General features: G+C 72.1%; 10 protein-coding genes and 1 tRNA gene. 10 read left to right on the top strand and 1 reads right to left on the bottom strand.

From position 1 onward, the window contains the following. Positions 1-145 precede the first annotated feature (145 nt). The 8 genes from topA to speB all read left to right on the top strand — a co-directional run bounded on the left by topA (position 146) and on the right by speB (position 10,871). The gene (gene topA, locus M3147_RS02130; RefSeq protein ID WP_251202135.1) at positions 146-2,956 is read left to right on the top strand and encodes a type I DNA topoisomerase; all 2,811 of its coding nucleotides are present in this window, start codon (positions 146-148) and stop codon (positions 2,954-2,956) included. Next, the gene (gene tmk / locus M3147_RS02135; protein ID WP_251201817.1) at positions 2,953-3,573 is read left to right on the top strand and encodes a dTMP kinase; all 621 of its coding nucleotides are present in this window, start codon (positions 2,953-2,955) and stop codon (positions 3,571-3,573) included. The genes topA and tmk overlap by 4 nt, the downstream gene beginning before the upstream one ends. Before the next feature lie 62 nt (positions 3,574-3,635). Further along, positions 3,636-4,868 (top strand): DNA polymerase III subunit delta', encoded by a 1,233-nt coding sequence (locus tag M3147_RS02140; RefSeq protein ID WP_251201818.1) that lies wholly within the window; start codon positions 3,636-3,638, stop codon positions 4,866-4,868. Beyond that, positions 4,865-6,430, top strand: coding sequence for an alpha/beta hydrolase (locus M3147_RS02145; protein WP_251201819.1), 1,566 nt, complete (start codon positions 4,865-4,867; stop codon positions 6,428-6,430). Before M3147_RS02140 ends, M3147_RS02145 begins: the two co-directional genes overlap by 4 nt. 153 nt (positions 6,431-6,583) lie before the next feature. Beyond that, positions 6,584-6,659: transfer RNA gene (locus tag M3147_RS02150), tRNA-Thr, on the top strand. Between the two features lie 287 nt (positions 6,660-6,946). Continuing rightward, entirely contained in the window at positions 6,947-8,245 is a 1,299-nt protein-coding gene (locus M3147_RS02155) for an MFS transporter (RefSeq protein WP_251201820.1), read from the top strand. Beyond that, a complete protein-coding gene (locus M3147_RS02160; protein ID WP_251201821.1) occupies positions 8,242-9,912 on the top strand; it encodes an amidohydrolase in 1,671 nt (556 codons plus the stop codon). The genes M3147_RS02155 and M3147_RS02160 overlap by 4 nt, the downstream gene beginning before the upstream one ends. After that, a complete protein-coding gene (gene speB / locus M3147_RS02165) occupies positions 9,909-10,871 on the top strand; it encodes an agmatinase (protein ID WP_251201822.1) in 963 nt (320 codons plus the stop codon). Before M3147_RS02160 ends, speB begins: the two co-directional genes overlap by 4 nt. On the opposite strand, the gene M3147_RS02170 is transcribed toward speB, so the two are convergent. Beyond that, the gene (locus M3147_RS02170; RefSeq protein ID WP_251201823.1) at positions 10,858-12,378 is read right to left on the bottom strand and encodes a PucR family transcriptional regulator; all 1,521 of its coding nucleotides are present in this window, start codon (positions 12,376-12,378) and stop codon (positions 10,858-10,860) included. The genes speB and M3147_RS02170 overlap by 14 nt on opposite strands. A 181-nt stretch (positions 12,379-12,559) precedes the next feature. On the opposite strand from M3147_RS02170, the gene M3147_RS02175 reads away from it, so the two are divergent. Together M3147_RS02175 and M3147_RS02180 are read left to right on the top strand one after the other, a co-directional pair. After that, positions 12,560-13,546: a Gfo/Idh/MocA family protein gene (locus M3147_RS02175; protein ID WP_251201824.1), complete on the top strand. Its 987-nt coding sequence runs from the start codon at positions 12,560-12,562 to the stop codon at positions 13,544-13,546. Between the two features lie 72 nt (positions 13,547-13,618). Further along, positions 13,619-15,100, top strand: coding sequence for a D-alanyl-D-alanine carboxypeptidase/D-alanyl-D-alanine-endopeptidase (locus tag M3147_RS02180; protein WP_251201825.1), 1,482 nt, complete (start codon positions 13,619-13,621; stop codon positions 15,098-15,100). Positions 15,101-15,127 lie beyond the last annotated feature (27 nt).

Below are 15,127 nucleotides of genomic sequence, written 5' to 3' on the forward strand. Positions count from 1 at the left end.
AAGGGGTGGATACGCCACCGTGGCGGGGGCGCACTCCCGGCCAGGGTGTGTATCGTGTGGCTGTCGGCGCTCGGCGTCGACGGACAGCACACCGCTCGGGGGCGCGGCGTTCCGCTGCACTCTCGTCTCGAAGCAATAGAGGAGTCTGGTGTCAGGCAAGAAGTTGGTGATCGTCGAGTCGCCGACCAAGATGAAGTCCATCGCCGCGTACCTCGGCGACGGCTACGAGGTGCTGTCGTCCGTCGGGCACATCCGCGACCTGGTCGAGCCGAAGAACCTCCCGCCGGAGCTCAAGAAGGGTCCGCTCGGCAAGTTCTCGGTCGACGTCGACAACGGCTTCGAGCCGTACTACGTCGTCTCCGATGCCAAGAAGAAGACCGTCGCCGACCTCAAGCGGGCGTTGAAGGGGGCGGACGAGCTCCTGCTCGCCACCGATGAAGACCGCGAGGGCGAGGCCATCGCCTGGCACCTGCTGCAGGAGCTGAAGCCCAAGGTGCCCGTGCGCCGCATGGTCTTCCACGAGATCACGAAGGACGCGATCCTCGCGGCGAAGGACAACACCCGCGAGCTCGACACCTCGCTCGTCGACGCACAGGAGACGCGCCGCATCCTCGACCGGCTCTACGGCTACGAGGTCTCGCCGGTGCTCTGGCGCAAGGTGGGCCCGGGGCTGTCGGCCGGCCGCGTGCAGTCGGCGGCGACCCGCCTCGTAGTCGACCGTGAGCGGGAGCGCCTCGCGTTCGTCGCCGCGGGGTACTGGGATCTCGTCGGCACCTTCGCGACCGATGCCCCGGGCAGCGCGTTCGCGGCGAAACTCGTTCGCGTGGGCGGCAAGCGCATCGCCACCGGTCGCGACTTCAACGACGACGGCAAGCTGACGTCCTCCGCGGTGGTGCTGGACGAGCCGACCGCGACGGCGCTCGCCGCGGCCCTCCGCGACGACACCGTCGCCCGCCGGGTCGCCAAGGTCGAGTCAAAGCCGTACTCGCGCCGCCCGGCCGCGCCGTTCACGACCTCCACCCTCCAGCAGGAGGCGGCCCGCAAGCTCCGCCTCTCCGCGAAGGACACCATGCGCGTGGCGCAGTCGCTCTATGAGAACGGCTACATCACCTATATGCGCACCGACTCGAACTCGCTGTCGCAGCAGGCGATCGCGGCCGCCCGGGCGCAGGCGACGAAGCTCTACGGCGCCGAATCGCTGCCCGACAAGCCCCGCGTGTACGCCGGCAAGTCGAAGAACGCCCAGGAGGCGCACGAGGCGATCCGCCCGTCCGGCGAGGTCTTCCGCACGCCGTCGTCGCTCCAGGGCTCGCTGCGTGGACGCGAGTTCGACCTCTACGACCTCATCTGGAAGCGCACCGTCGCCTCTCAGATGGGCGACGCCAAGGGGCACACCGCCACCGTCACGATCGAGGTCGGGCCGACCGCGGCATCCGCGGCGGCTCCGGCCCAGCCGACCGCGCCGATCGGCGGCACGACCGCGGAGTTCACCGCGAGCGGCACCGTGATCACCTTCCGCGGCTTCCTGGCCGCCTATGAAGAGGGACGCGACGAGGAGCGCAACGCCGACGACTCCGGCGACGCCAAGCTGCCGCAGCTCGCCGAGGGGCAGGGCGTCGAGCTCACCGAGCTCGAGGCCAAGGGCCACGAGACGAGCCCGCCGCCGAGGTACACGGAGGCGAGCCTCACGAAGCGCCTCGAGGAGCTCGGCATCGGCCGTCCCTCGACCTTCGTATCGATCATCTCGACGATCCTCGACCGCGGCTACGTGACCCAGCGGGGCCAGGCGCTCGTTCCGAGTTGGACCGCCTTCTCCGTGGTGCGGCTCCTCGAAGAGCACTTCGGCGATCTCGTCCAGTACGACTTCACCGCCGAGATGGAGGACGATCTCGACCGCATCGCCGCGGGCGAGGCCGACCGGGTCGACTGGCTGAACGAGTTCTACTTCGGCAGCGAGCGGCACCGCGGTCTCCGCCAGGTCGTCGACAACCTCGGTGAGATCGATGCGCGCGAGATCAACTCGATGGCGATCGCCCCCGACGTGACGCTCCGCATCGGCAAGTACGGCCCGTACCTCGAGGTCGTCGAGGAGGGTGCGGCGCCCGACGCGACCCCGCGGCGCGTGAACCTGCCGCCGGAGCTCGCGCCCGACGAGCTCACGGTCGAGAAGGCCCGCGAACTCATCGAGGCGCCGGTGCAGAGCGACCGCGTGCTCGGTCAGAACCCCGCGAACGGCAAGCAGATCGTCGTGAAGGACGGCCGGTTCGGCCCCTACGTCACCGAGCTCGAGCCGGAGCCCGAGGCTGCGGACGCGACCGTCGACCCGGCGACCGGCGAGGTCGTCGAGGCGAAGCCGAAGCGCGGCGCGAAGAAGGCGGCGGCCGCGAAGCCGCGCACCGCCTCGCTCTTCAAGTCGATGGACCCGGCTGAGGTCGACCTCGACACGGCGATCCGCCTGCTCGAGCTGCCCCGCGTCGTCGGGCTCGATCCCGAGTCGGGCGAGGAGATCACCGCGCAGAACGGGCGCTACGGCCCTTACTTGAAGAAGGGCGCCGAAACGCGCACCCTGCCGAGCGAGGACGCGATCTTCGATCTCGATCTCGCGGGAGCCCTCGAACTCCTCGCGCAGCCGAAGTACGGCGCCCGGCGGGCGTCGAGCGCGCTGAAGGAGTTCGACGCCGATCCCGTGAGCGGCAAGCCGATCAGGGTGAAGGACGGCCGCTTCGGGCCGTACGTCACCGACGGCGAGACGAACGCGACGATCCCGCGGGCCGAGTCGGTCGAGGACATCACCTTCGAGCGGGCGGTCGAGCTGCTGCAGCTGAAGCGCGAGAAGGGGCCGGCCAAGCCGAAGGCGAAGCGGGCGACGACCACGAAGACGACGACGAAGAAGGCGGCGCCGAAGAAGCCCGCGGCGGCCAAGAAGACCGGCACCTCGAAGAAGAGCCAGGCGTGACCCGGGGCCTGTTCATCACCCTCGAGGGCGGCGACGGCTCAGGCAAGACCACCCAGGCCGAGCTGCTCCGGGAGTGGCTCGGCGGCCTCGGTCGCGAGGTCGTCCGCACCCGCGAGCCCGGTGGCACCGAGGTCGGCGTGGAGGTGCGGGAGATCGTGCTGCACCACCGCGGCGACATCTCTCCCCGCGCCGAAGCCCTGCTGTACGCGGCCGACCGCGCGCACCATGTCGCGACGCTCGTGCGCCCGGCGCTCGAACGCGGCGCCGTGGTGCTGCAGGACCGGTACATCGACTCCTCCGTCGCCTACCAGGGCGCCGGCCGCGTGCTGGACAGTCGTGAGGTGCGGGCCCTCTCGGAGTGGGCCACCGAGGAGCTCGCCCCCGACCTCACCGTGCTCCTCGACCTCGACCCCGAGGCCGCCCGCGGTCGCCTCGACGCCTCGCGCACGCGCTACGACCGGCTCGAGGCCGAGGCATCCGAGTTCCACCGCCGCGTGCGAGAGGCCTACCTCGCGATCGCGGCGGCCGAGCCAGAGCGGGTCGTCGTCGTCGACGCCGCGCAGCCCGCCGAGCAGATCGCCGCCGAACTGCGCGCGCGGATCGAGCCGTTGCTCTAGATGACGCGGGCGGGGGAGCGGATGCCTCGAGCCGCGTCGGCGGCGGAGGGTAGCGTGGCAGGGTGAGCGTGTGGAGCGAACTGACGGGGCAGGATGCCGCGATCGCCGTCTTCCGCGCCGCCGCTTCGGCTTCGATGAGCCGCGTCGGCGCCATCCCTGAGCGCGGCTCCGCGCCTGTCGAGGGGCCTGAGGCGGCCTCCGCGCCCGACGCGCGCAGCATGACGCACTCCTGGCTCATCACGGGCCCGCCGGGGTCCGGCCGGTCGAACCTCGCCTACGCCTTCGCGACGGCGCTCATCGCGGGCGACCCCGACGGCGACGAGCGCACCCGCATCCAGGTCGAGGCGCGGAGCCACCCCGATCTGCACGTGCTCACGACCGAGGGCGTCATCATCAAGGTCGCCGACGTCCGCGACATCGTGAAGCGCTCGCACTACGCACCCTCCGTGGGCCGGCACCGCGTGATCGTCGTCGAAGACGCCGATCGCATGACCGAGCAGACCTCGAACGTCCTCCTCAAAGAACTGGAGGAGCCGCCGGAGCGCACCGTGTGGATCCTCTGCGCGCCGAGCGAAGCCGACCTCATCCCGACCATCCGTTCGCGCGTGCGCTCCGTGCGTCTGCAGGTGCCGAGCATCGCCGATGTCGCCGAGCTGCTCGTGCGCCGCGACGGCGTCGACCCGGGCCTCGCGGAGCGCGCCGCTCGCGAGGCGCAGAGCCACATCGGCATGGCGCACCGGCTCGCCACCAACGAAGAGGCGCGCAGCCGCCGGGCCGAGACGCTTCGGCTCGCCCTCGGCGTCCGCTCCGCCGCGACCGCGGTGATGACGGCGTCACGGCTCCTCGAGATCGCCGGTGACGACGCGAAGGCCATCACCGAGCTGCGCGATCAGGAGGAGCGCGAGCACGCGCTGCGCTCCCTGGGGTTGTCTCCGGGCCAGGCGATCCCGCCCGCGCTCCGATCCCAGATCAAGGCGCTCGAAGATGATCAGAAGCGGCGGGCGACGCGAAGCCTGCGCGACGGCATCGACCGCATCCTCGTCGATCTCGCCTCGCTCTACCGCGATGTGCTGCTGCTGCAGCTCGAGGCCCAGGTGCCGCTCGTGAACCGCGAGATCGAGGCGGAGCTGCGCGCGGCCGCCGCGGCGGCGACGCCGGCGCGCACGCTCGCGACACTCGACGCCATCCAGCTCGCGCGCATCCGCATCGAGGGCAACGTCGCACCGGCGCTCGCGCTCGAGGCGATGCTCGTGAGCGCCATCAGACGACCGGGAACCGAACGGGGGGCCGCATGATCAGCACCGGCACGACAAGGGGCGCCCGCGCCCGCAGACGCATCGGGGCGGTCAGCATCGTCGCCGCGGTGGCGCTTCTGCTGAGCGGATGCTTCCCCAACCTCGGCGGACTCTTCCCGAAGCCCGCGGCCACTTCGACGCCGACGGGCGAACAGGTCTCGGCCGAGCTGGAGCCGTTCTACTCGCAGATCCTCACCTGGAAGGGCTGCGGCGACGAGCTCGAGTGCACGACGGCGACGGCGCCGCTCGATTGGAACGACCCGGCGGCCGGCGAGACCGAGCTCGCACTGGTCCGGCACCGCGCGACGGGCGACCGCATCGGCTCGCTCCTCGTGAACCCCGGGGGCCCGGGAGCGTCGGGGGTCGACCTCGTCACCGACTCGCTCGATTTCGCGGTCGGCCAGCCGTTGCAGGAGCGCTTCGACGTCGTCGGCTTCGACCCCCGCGGGGTCGGGCAGTCCAGCTCGGTCGTCTGCTACGACGCGGCGGAGATGGACCAGGCGCTGTTCTCGATCCCCCCGGGCGAGCGAGGCAGCGCCGAGTGGATCGCGGCATCCGCGAAGAACTTCGAGGACTTCGGCGTCGCCTGCGCCGAGAACACCGGCGAGCTGCTCGGCTACGTCGACACGGTGAGCGCGGCCCGCGACCTCGACCTGCTGCGGTCGATCCTCGGCGACGCGAAGCTGAACTACCTGGGGTACTCCTACGGGACCTTCCTCGGCGCGACCTTCGCGGGGCTCTACCCCGACAAGGTGGGGCGGCTCGTGCTCGACGGTGCGATCGACCCGTCGGCGAGCGAGTTCGAGGTCTCGAAGGCCCAGGCCATCGGCTTCGAGCAGGCGCTGCGCGCCTACATGGCCGACTGCCAGGGCGCGGCCGACTGCCCCTTCCCGGGCGACGTCGACGCCGGCATGGCCGAAGTGGGGGCGCTCGCCGCCTCGCTCGATGCCAGCCCGCTGCGCGGCAGCGACGGTCGCATGGTCGGCGCCGACACCTACCTGACCGCGATCATCGCCGCGCTCTACAGCCCCGACTCCTGGACGTACCTGTCGGAGATGTTCGACTCGGTCATGCTCGGCGACGCCGACATGGCGCTCACGCTCGCGGACTTCTACTACGGGCGCAACCCCGACGGCACGTACAACGACAACTCGACCGAGGCGTTCCGTGCCATCAACTGCCTCGACTACCCGCTGCGCGACGGTGCGGGCGACCTCCAAGCCGAGGCGGCCGAGATCGTCGCGGCCGCGCCGGTCATCGGTCCGTTCTGGGGCTACGACACGGGTGGCGGCTGCGAACTGTGGCCGGTGCAGGGTGACGCGACCCGCGCCGAGATCCACGCGGAGGGGGCCGACCCGATCCTCGTCATCGGCACGACCGGCGACCCCGCGACGCCTTACGAATGGGCCGTCTCGCTCGCCGACCAGCTCGACTCCGGCGTGCTCGTGAGCTACGAGGGTGAGGGGCACACGGCCTACAACAAGTCGAACTCCTGCGTGAACGACGCCGTCGAACGGTACTTCATCGACGGCGCGGTTCCAGCGAGCGATCCGAAGTGCTGAGCGGTTCGAGTCGATCGAGCTGAGGCTCCGGCGGCGGTGCGGCGCAGGAACGCGCCGCACCGCCGGTTCGCGCCGGCCGTGGTCATCGGGGGCACCCGGCATCCGCTACTATTGTTTCTCGTGCCACCGCAGCGTTCGCGCCGCGGGAGTCACGCCGCCTTAGCTCAGTCGGCAGAGCGATTCACTCGTAATGAATAGGTCGTGGGTTCGATTCCCACAGGCGGCTCCACCTCCGAACGGCCCTCCCGAAGCCCGGGAGGGCCGTTCGCGTTCGAGGCCTTCACCGCTCGCTTCGGACGAGCTCGCGATCCTCCGGACCGGCGATGAAGATCTCCTCGACGGCCAGTCCGAACGCGGCCAAGCGATGGACGATCGTCACCCCTGGCATCCGGTTTTGGACATTCGTCGCATTGTTGGCGCGCGTGCGCCGCGCCTAGCCTCGTCGGTACCGGTCGCCGCTCCCTCGAACGGCACCCGGCTTCCCCCGATCCGCATCGCTTCAGTGAGGAAACGATCGTGACATCCACCGAACCCCGCACCATCGCCCGACCCCGCCGGGCCGCGCTCGCCGCGCTCGCCGGCACGAGCATCGAATGGTACGACTTCTTCATCTACGCGACGGCCGCCGCCCTCGTGTTCCGGCACGTGTTCTTCCCGCCCGACATGAACCCGGTACTCGGCACGATCGTCGCCTTCGGCACGACCTCCTTCGGCTATCTCGGCCGCCCGATCGGGGCCTTCCTCTTCGGTCACCTCGGCGACCGCTTCGGCCGCAAGCCCGTGCTCATCGCCACGCTGCTGCTCATGGGCGTCGGCACCTTCGGCATCGGCCTGCTGCCCTCCTACGAGGTGGTGGGCCCGCTCGCCCCGCTGCTGCTCATCACCCTGCGCCTGCTGCAGGGCGTGGCCATGGGCGGCGAGTGGGGTGGCGCCGCGCTGCTCGCGATCGAGCACGCACCCGTCGAGCGCCGCTCCTTCTACGGCTCCTTCGCGCAGCTCGGCTCCTCGGTGGGCGCGACGCTCTCCTCGGCGGTCTTCGCGATCTCGGAGCACATCGGCGACGGCCTCGTCGCAGGCTCCTGGCGCATCCCCTTCCTCTTCAGCGCCGTGCTGGTGGTCATCGGGCTCATCATCCGCTCGGTGGTCGGCGAATCGCCCGAGTTCGTCTCGGCGCGCAGCGCGCAGGAGCTCTCGGCAGCGCCCGTGCGGGAGGTGTTCCGCACGCCGAAGCCGCTGCTCATCGGCATCGGCGCCATGCTCGTCGCCACCGGCGGCTACTACGTGACGTCGTCCTTCTTCCTCGCCTACTCCTCGGAGCAGGCCGGCGTGCCGACGGAGCTGGTGTTGAACGCGCTCATCATCGCCGGCCTGTTCGAGATGGCCTTCGTGCCGCTCGCGGGCTGGCTCGGCGATCGATGGCGACCGCAGTTCGTCGTCGCCGTGGGGCTCGCGGGGATCATGATCGTGGTGGTGCCGCTGTACCTGCTCGCGCACACGGGCTCGTTCCTCGTGATCACGGTCATGCTCGCCGTGACGGCGCTGTTCACGGGCTTCAACTACGGGCCGATCGCCGCCGTGCTCGCGTCGATCTTCCCGGTGCGGGTGCGATACACCGGCACCTCGCTCGCCTACCAGGGCTCCGCGCTCACGGCCGGGGCGCTCACGCCGATCGTGCTGCCGACGCTGCTCGGCATGTCCGAGGGTTCGCCGGTGCTGATCTTCGCCTACCTCGCCCTGCTCTGCCTCGTCGCGATCGGCTGCGTGCTCGCCACCCGGGGGCTGGCCGCTCGTGTCGAGCGGGGGACGGTCGCATGAGCGCCGTCAGCGAACTCATCGTCAGCGGACGGATCCGGCCGAGCGGTTCGGAGCGTCTCGTCGAGGCGATCCTCGTCCGCGACGGCCGCATCGCGGCGGCGGGATCGCTGCACGACTGCCGTGCCCTCGCCTTCACGACCACCGAAGAGCTCGAGCTCGGCGAGCTGACCGTGCTGCCCGGCTTCGTCGACGCGCACTGCCACCCGCTCATGCACGGCCAGTTCGCCTCGTGGACCGACTGCAGCTGGACGGCCGCACCGAGCATCGACGACGTCGTCGAGCGGCTCCGCGAGCGCGGCGCGGCGCGGCCCGGGGCGATCCGCGGCCGCGGCTTCCACCACGGCAACGTCGCCGACCAGCGGATGCTGAACCGGCACGACCTCGACCGGGCCAGCACCGAGCGGGAGGTGCTCGTCTTCCACTCGAGCGGGCACGGCGCCATCGCGAACACGGCGGTGCTGCGCGCGCTCGGCGTCACCGCCGAGACGGCGGACCCGGAGGGCGGCCACCTCGGCCGCGATGCCGACGGTGCGCCGGACGGGACGTTCTGGGATGCCGCCGCCGACTGGTTGACCGGCGTCGCGGGGGTGAAGATCGGCAACAACGGGCCGAACTTCCACCTCTCGGACGACCCGGAGGAGCTGCACGCGCACCTCGCGGCTGCGCAGCGCGAGCTGCACTCGGTCGGGGTGACCTCCGTCGTCGACGCTCAGGTCACCTCGCGCGAGCTCGGCGCATATCTGCGCGCCCGCGATCGCGGCGAGCTCACGCTGCGCGCGGAGCTCCTCGTGATCTCGAGCCTGATCGGGCAGCTCGAGCAGCTCGGCGTGGCGGGGCGGCTCGGCGACGAGCAGCTCGCGATCGCCGGGGTGAAGCTGTACTCCGACGGCGCGCTGACCGCCGCGACCGCTCGGTTCAGCTCGCCGTACTGCTGCGACCCGTCCGACTTCGGCTACCTCTACCACCCCGATGGGGAGCTCGAGGGCATGATCGCGCGCGTCACGGCGCTCGGGCTGCCCTCGGCGACCCACGCGCAGGGCGACGCCGCGATCGAGCTCGTCCTCGACATCCACGAGCGCCTGCACGCCGGTGACCGACCGCTCCGGCACCGTATCGAGCACTTCGGCGGGCCGACCGAGGCGCAGGTGCGTCGGGCAGCGGAGCTCGAGCTCTGGCCGATCACGCAGCCGCAGTACCTCGCCCGCTACGGCGACGAGCTGCTTGAGGCGCTCGGCGACCGGGCCGAACGCCTCACGCCGCTCGGCGAGATCCGTGACGCGGGGGCTCCCGTCGTGCTCTCCTCGGACGCTCCGGTCTGCCCGCCCGGGCCGTTGGACGCGGTGCACGCGGCGGTGACCCGGCGCACAGCCGGCGGCCGGGTGCTCGGCGGACCGGAGCTGCAGCTCGCCCTCGCCGAGGCGATCCTCGGCCACACCGCGACCGCGGCGGCCTCGATCAGCCGGGAGCACGCGATCGGCTCGCTCGAACCCGGCCGCTTCGCGGACTTCGTGGTGCTCGACCGCGACCCCTACCTCGTCGACATCGACGAGGTGCTGGCGATCCGTGTGCTGCAGACCTGGGTCGGCGGTGCGCAGGTGTACGAGGCCGAGCCGCAGCTCGACGACATGACAGCCGGGCGGACGCCGCTCACGGAGGGAGCACGATGATCATCGGACCGGTCGACGGGCAGCGTTCGCCGCGCTACGCCGGACTCAGCACCTTCGCGCGGCTGCCGCGCATCGAGGACGTGACGGATGCCGCCCTCGCGGTCGTGGGCGTGCCGTTCGACGCCGGCGTCACCTTCCGGCCCGGCGCGCGGTTCGGTCCCTCGGCGATCCGCGAGGCCTCCCGCCTGCTGCGGCCGTTCAACCCGGCACTGGGCGTGGCCGCGTTCGACCTCGTGCAGGTCGCGGACGCCGGTGACCTCGACGCGAATCCGTTCGACATCGCAGCGGCGCTCGGCGAGATGGAACGCGGGTTCCGTGCGCTCAGCGGGCGCGACCGGCGGTTCGTGGCGCTCGGCGGTGATCACACCATCGCGCTGCCGGCGCTCCGCGCCGTCGCCGACGTGCACGGCCCGGTCTCGCTCGTGCACTTCGACGCCCATCTCGACACGTGGGACACCTACTTCGGAGAGGCGTACACGCACGGCTCGCCGTTCCGCCGCGCGAGTGAGGAGGGGGTGCTGCGCCGGGATCGTTCCGCGCACGTCGGGCTGCGGGGCTCCCTCTACAGCGGGGAGGATCTGCTCGACGACGAGCGGCTCGGCTTCACCGCCGTGCACAGTCGGGAGCTCGACGCCATCGGCGCACCCGGGGTGCTGCGGCGGGTTCTCGACCGGGTCGGCGACGCCCCCGTGTACGTGTCGATCGACATCGACGTGCTCGACCCCTCGATGGCCCCTGGCACGGGGACGCCGGAGGCGGGCGGGATGACGAGCCGGGAGCTGCTCGAGATCCTGCGGGGCCTGCGCGGAGTGAATCTCGTCGGGGCGGACATCGTCGAGGTGTCCCCGCCGTTCGACCACGCCGCGATCACCGCGGTCGCCGCGGCGAACCTCGCCTACGAGCTGATCGGCATCATGGCCGAGCAGCTGGCCGACGGGCGGGCGGTCAACGCCGGCTGAGCTGAACGGCCGCCCACAGCTCGAGCCGTCCCGCGAGGCTCGACGGGTCGAGCCCGAGCACCTCGCCCGCCGCATCGATTCGGTGGCGGAGGGTGTGCCGGTGCACGCCGAGCTCCCGCGCCGCCGCATCCCAGGCGCAATCGTGTTCGATCCAGGTCTCCACCGCGGTCCAGAGCGCGGTGCCGGCGCGCTCGTCGTGCTCGCGGAGCGTACGCAGCGTCGCCCGGGCGACGTTGGCCGCGCCCTGCTCGGCGAGCGCGCCCAGCACGCCGCCGGCGGCGAGGTCGCCGTACTCGGCGATGAGGGACGCCGCACTTCGCGGCGCGCGGCGCAACGCGAACCGCGCCTCCTCGAGCGCGCCGGGGAGCGCCTCGAACCGGCTCGCCGAGGTGCGGCCGGCCCGGAGGCCGTGCTGCGTCACGAGCTGCAATGCGGTCGGAGCGGATGCCTCGTCGACGAGCACCATGATCCGGCCGTCGAGGCGGGCGAAGAACAGCCCGCCCGCGCGCGCGTTCGCGGCGAGCTCGAGGGCGTCCAGGACAAGGTCGGAGTCCGGGGCGCCGTCGAGCACGAAGACACCGAGCGGCGGGCTGGGCAGCTCGCCCCAGGCGTCTCGCGCCGTACGCCGGGCGAGCTCGACCGCGCCGCCGAGGAGCTGCTGGAGCACGCCGTCACGCAGCTGGAGCCGGGCCCTGGCGAGAGCGCGATGCTGGGCGAGTGCGAGGCTCGCGAACGCGATGACGCTGTTCACGAGATCGGTCGCCGACGGGTCGCGATCGCGCAGCCCGGCGAGCACGATCGCCCCATCGAGATGTTCGATGCCGATCGTCTGCAGTGCGTACTCATGCCCGTCGGCCTCGAGTCGGGACGAGCCCCTGGCGCCGCGCCCGAGGGCCTCGGTGACCGCGGAGCGCAGTTCTGCGCCGGCCGGGCGGGAGAGGTCGGAGGCGAGCTGCGAGCCCGCGGCGTCGAACAGCAGCACCCGGCAGTCGAGCTGCCGCTCGAGCTCGGCGACGATGGAGGCGAGCCCGTCGGGGCGGAGCGCGGCCTTCGTGAGCGCGCGCTGCGCCCCGACCGACCAGCGGATGCGCTCGGTGCGCTGCGCGTCGAGCGCCTCCGCCACGAACTGGATGTACGCCAGGTACGGCGTGAGATCGGTCATCTCGATGAGCGGCAGCCCGTGCGCCCGGCAGGCGTCGATGAGCGCCCCGGGGGTCTCGCCGTGGTGCAGCCGTGCGCCGAAGCCGAGGCCGACGATTCCGTGCCGTTGCAGGCGCTCGACGTAGGCGTCGTAGCGCTCGGCCGTGGTCGTGCCCGGCGGGAACTGCGCACCGTCGGTGAGCAGCAGGTGGCCGGCGGCGAGGAACGGGGTCGGATCGGGCAGGTCGGAGCCGTGCACCCAGGCGATGGGCCGCTCGATCGCTTCGGCGGTGCCGCCCGGGACGAGCAGCTTCAGACGCTCGCCGCCGAAGTCGAGGAGGGTGCGGATCGTCGGCGGCGCGGCCATCCCGGAAGTATACGAGGCGCCACGACGAAAGGCCCGGGATCGCCGGGCCGTTCGCACGATCCCGGGGAGGACCGGGAATGCCTGCACGCTAGGCGAGGCCGCGCGAATCCGCAGCGTCCCCGATGTGGGGACAGACCCAGCCGACGGTGCTCGCGCGAGCCGGCGGGCCTAGGCTTTCCCCATGACCGATCGACTCCGCTGGGGCATCCTCGCGACGGGCGGCATCGCGCGCCTCTTCACCTCCGACCTGAAGCTCGCCGGCTTCGACGTGCGCGCCGTCGGCTCGCGCAGTGCGGCGTCCGCCGCCGCCTTCGCCGAAGCGTTCGGCATCCCGACGGCGCACGCGGGATACGAGGCGCTCTTCGCCGACCCCGAGGTCGACGTCGTCTACGTCGCGACCCCGCACCCGATGCACGCCGAGAACGCCGTGGCGGCGCTCGACGCCGGCAAGCACGTGCTCGTCGAGAAGCCGTTCGCGCTGAACCGTGCCGAGGCCGAGCGCATCCGCGATGCGGCGGTCGCGAACGGGAGGCTCGCGCTCGAGGCGATGTGGACGCGGTACCTGCCGCACATGGTGCGGATCCGCGAGCTGATCGCCTCCGGAGCGCTCGGCGAGGTCCGCTCGCTCATCGCCGACCACACGCAGCTGCTGAGCGATGATCCTGCACACCGCATCAACGCGCTCGAGCTCGGCGGCGGGGCACTGCTCGACCTCGGCATCTACCCGATCTCCTTCGCGTGGGATCTCTTCGGCGAGCCCCGCGACATCCGCTCGTCCGCCGTCTTCAAAGCGACCGGTGCCGACGCGCAGCTCGCGACGATCTTCCACTACCCGGGCGGGCAGACCGCCACCACCTATTCCGCGAGTGACACGCAGGGCCCGAACCGGGCAGCCGTCCTCGGCACGGCGGCACGCATCGAGATCGACGAGGTCTGGTACTCGCCGACGACGTTCCGCCTCGTCGCCGCCGACGGGAGCGTCCTCGAGACGTACGAGTCGAAGGTCGAAGGCCGGGGGATGCAGTATCAGGCCGCCGCGCTCGAGGCGCTCGTGGCCGCCGGACGGCTCGACGGCGGCGAGCTCCTGCCGACCGCCGAGACGGTCGGCATCATGGGGACGCTCGACGCGATCCGCGCCGAGATCGGACTGCGCTATCCGGGGGAGTGACCCGCGCCGGTGCGACCACCGGCCGAGCGACGCTCAGGAAGCGTGGAGGCGACCCGTCCGTAGAATGCCCGGGTGAACGAGGAGACGGATGACGCGAGCGCGCCAGGCGAGGCGCCCGTTCCGCCTCCCTCGGCGCCCGGCGGGCTCCTGACCCGTCTCCGCGCCGCGCTCGGCAGCCATCGTGTGGCGACGGCGCTCGGCGCCGGGGCGCTCGGCCTGCTCCTGCTCGGCGGGGGCGCGCTCGCCGTGGGTGCCGCTCTGCGCACCCCGCCGGCGCCTGTGCGCGTCGCCCAGACCATCGCGAACACGCCGACCGCCGAGTCGAGGCCGACGCCCGAGGCCGCCGCCGCGCCGGTCGCCCTCCGCACCTGCTCCGTCGCCGAACTCGCCGCCGACTCGCGCCTCGGCGAGCTGCAGGCGCAGGTCGTGAACGCCGGCACCGGCGAGGTGCTGTTCGACCGCGGCGGCGCGACGCCGTCGCGCACCGCGAGCGTCATGAAGGTGCTGACCTCGGCGGCCGCGCTCGCCGTGCTCGGCCCCGACTACCGGGCGACCACGACCGTCGTGAAGGGCGCGGAGCCCGGCACCGCCGTGCTCGTCGGCGGCGGGGACGTCACCCTCTCGCGCACGCCGAGCGGCGACGAGGGCGTCTACCCGGGGGCCGCGCACCTCGACGACCTCGCAGCTCAGGTGCGCGCGGCGTGGGACGCGGACCCCGCGAACCCGCCGCTCACGAGGCTCGTGCTCGACGCGAGCTCCTTCGGCGGCGAGGAATGGCAGCCGAGCTGGAACCTCAAGGAACGCGACGACGGCTACATGTCGAACATCGCGGCCCTCATGGTCGACGGCGACCGCGACGACCCGTACTCGAACACTTCGTCCCGCAGCGACGACCCCGTGGGGCGAGCCGGCGAGGCGTTCGCGGCGGAGCTCGGCGGCATCGAGACGATCGAGCGGGGCACCGCGCCCGCCGGCGCCCCACCCCTCGGCGCGGTCTCGTCGCCCACCGTCGCCCAGCTCGTCGACAAGGCGCTCGTGGTGTCCGACAACACGGTCGCGGAGATGCTCGCGCGCCTCGTCGCGATCGAGACCGGCGCGGGCAACGACTTCGGCGCGATCAACGCGGGGGTGCTGCAAGGGCTCGCCGGCTACGGTGTCGATACCGCCGGGATCGTGATCGTCGACGGCTCGGGCCTCTCGGACGACAACGCGGTGCCGCCCGCCTACCTCACCCGACTGTTCCAGAAGATCGCCGCGAGGGAGGGGCAGCTCGGGGTGCTCCTCGACGGCCTGCCGATCGCGGGCGAGCGCGGCTCGCTGTCGTACGACGACCGCTTCACGGGCGACAACGCGGTGGCCGACGGGCAGGTGATCGCGAAGACCGGCTGGATCGACACCGGCTACACGCTCGCGGGGGTCGTCCACGCCGCGGACGGCGCGACCCTGACCTTCGCGATCTACGCCCTCGGTGACGTCTCCGACGACGCGAAGCAGGCGATCGACACGCTGGCGACGGGCTTCTACCGCTGCGGAGCGCAGCTGTCGAACCGCTGAGCCGCGGATCGCGTCGCCCCGGCGTTC

This window comes from Agromyces mediolanus (assembly GCF_023715325.1).
Lineage (GTDB): Bacteria > Actinomycetota > Actinomycetes > Actinomycetales > Microbacteriaceae > Agromyces > Agromyces mediolanus_A.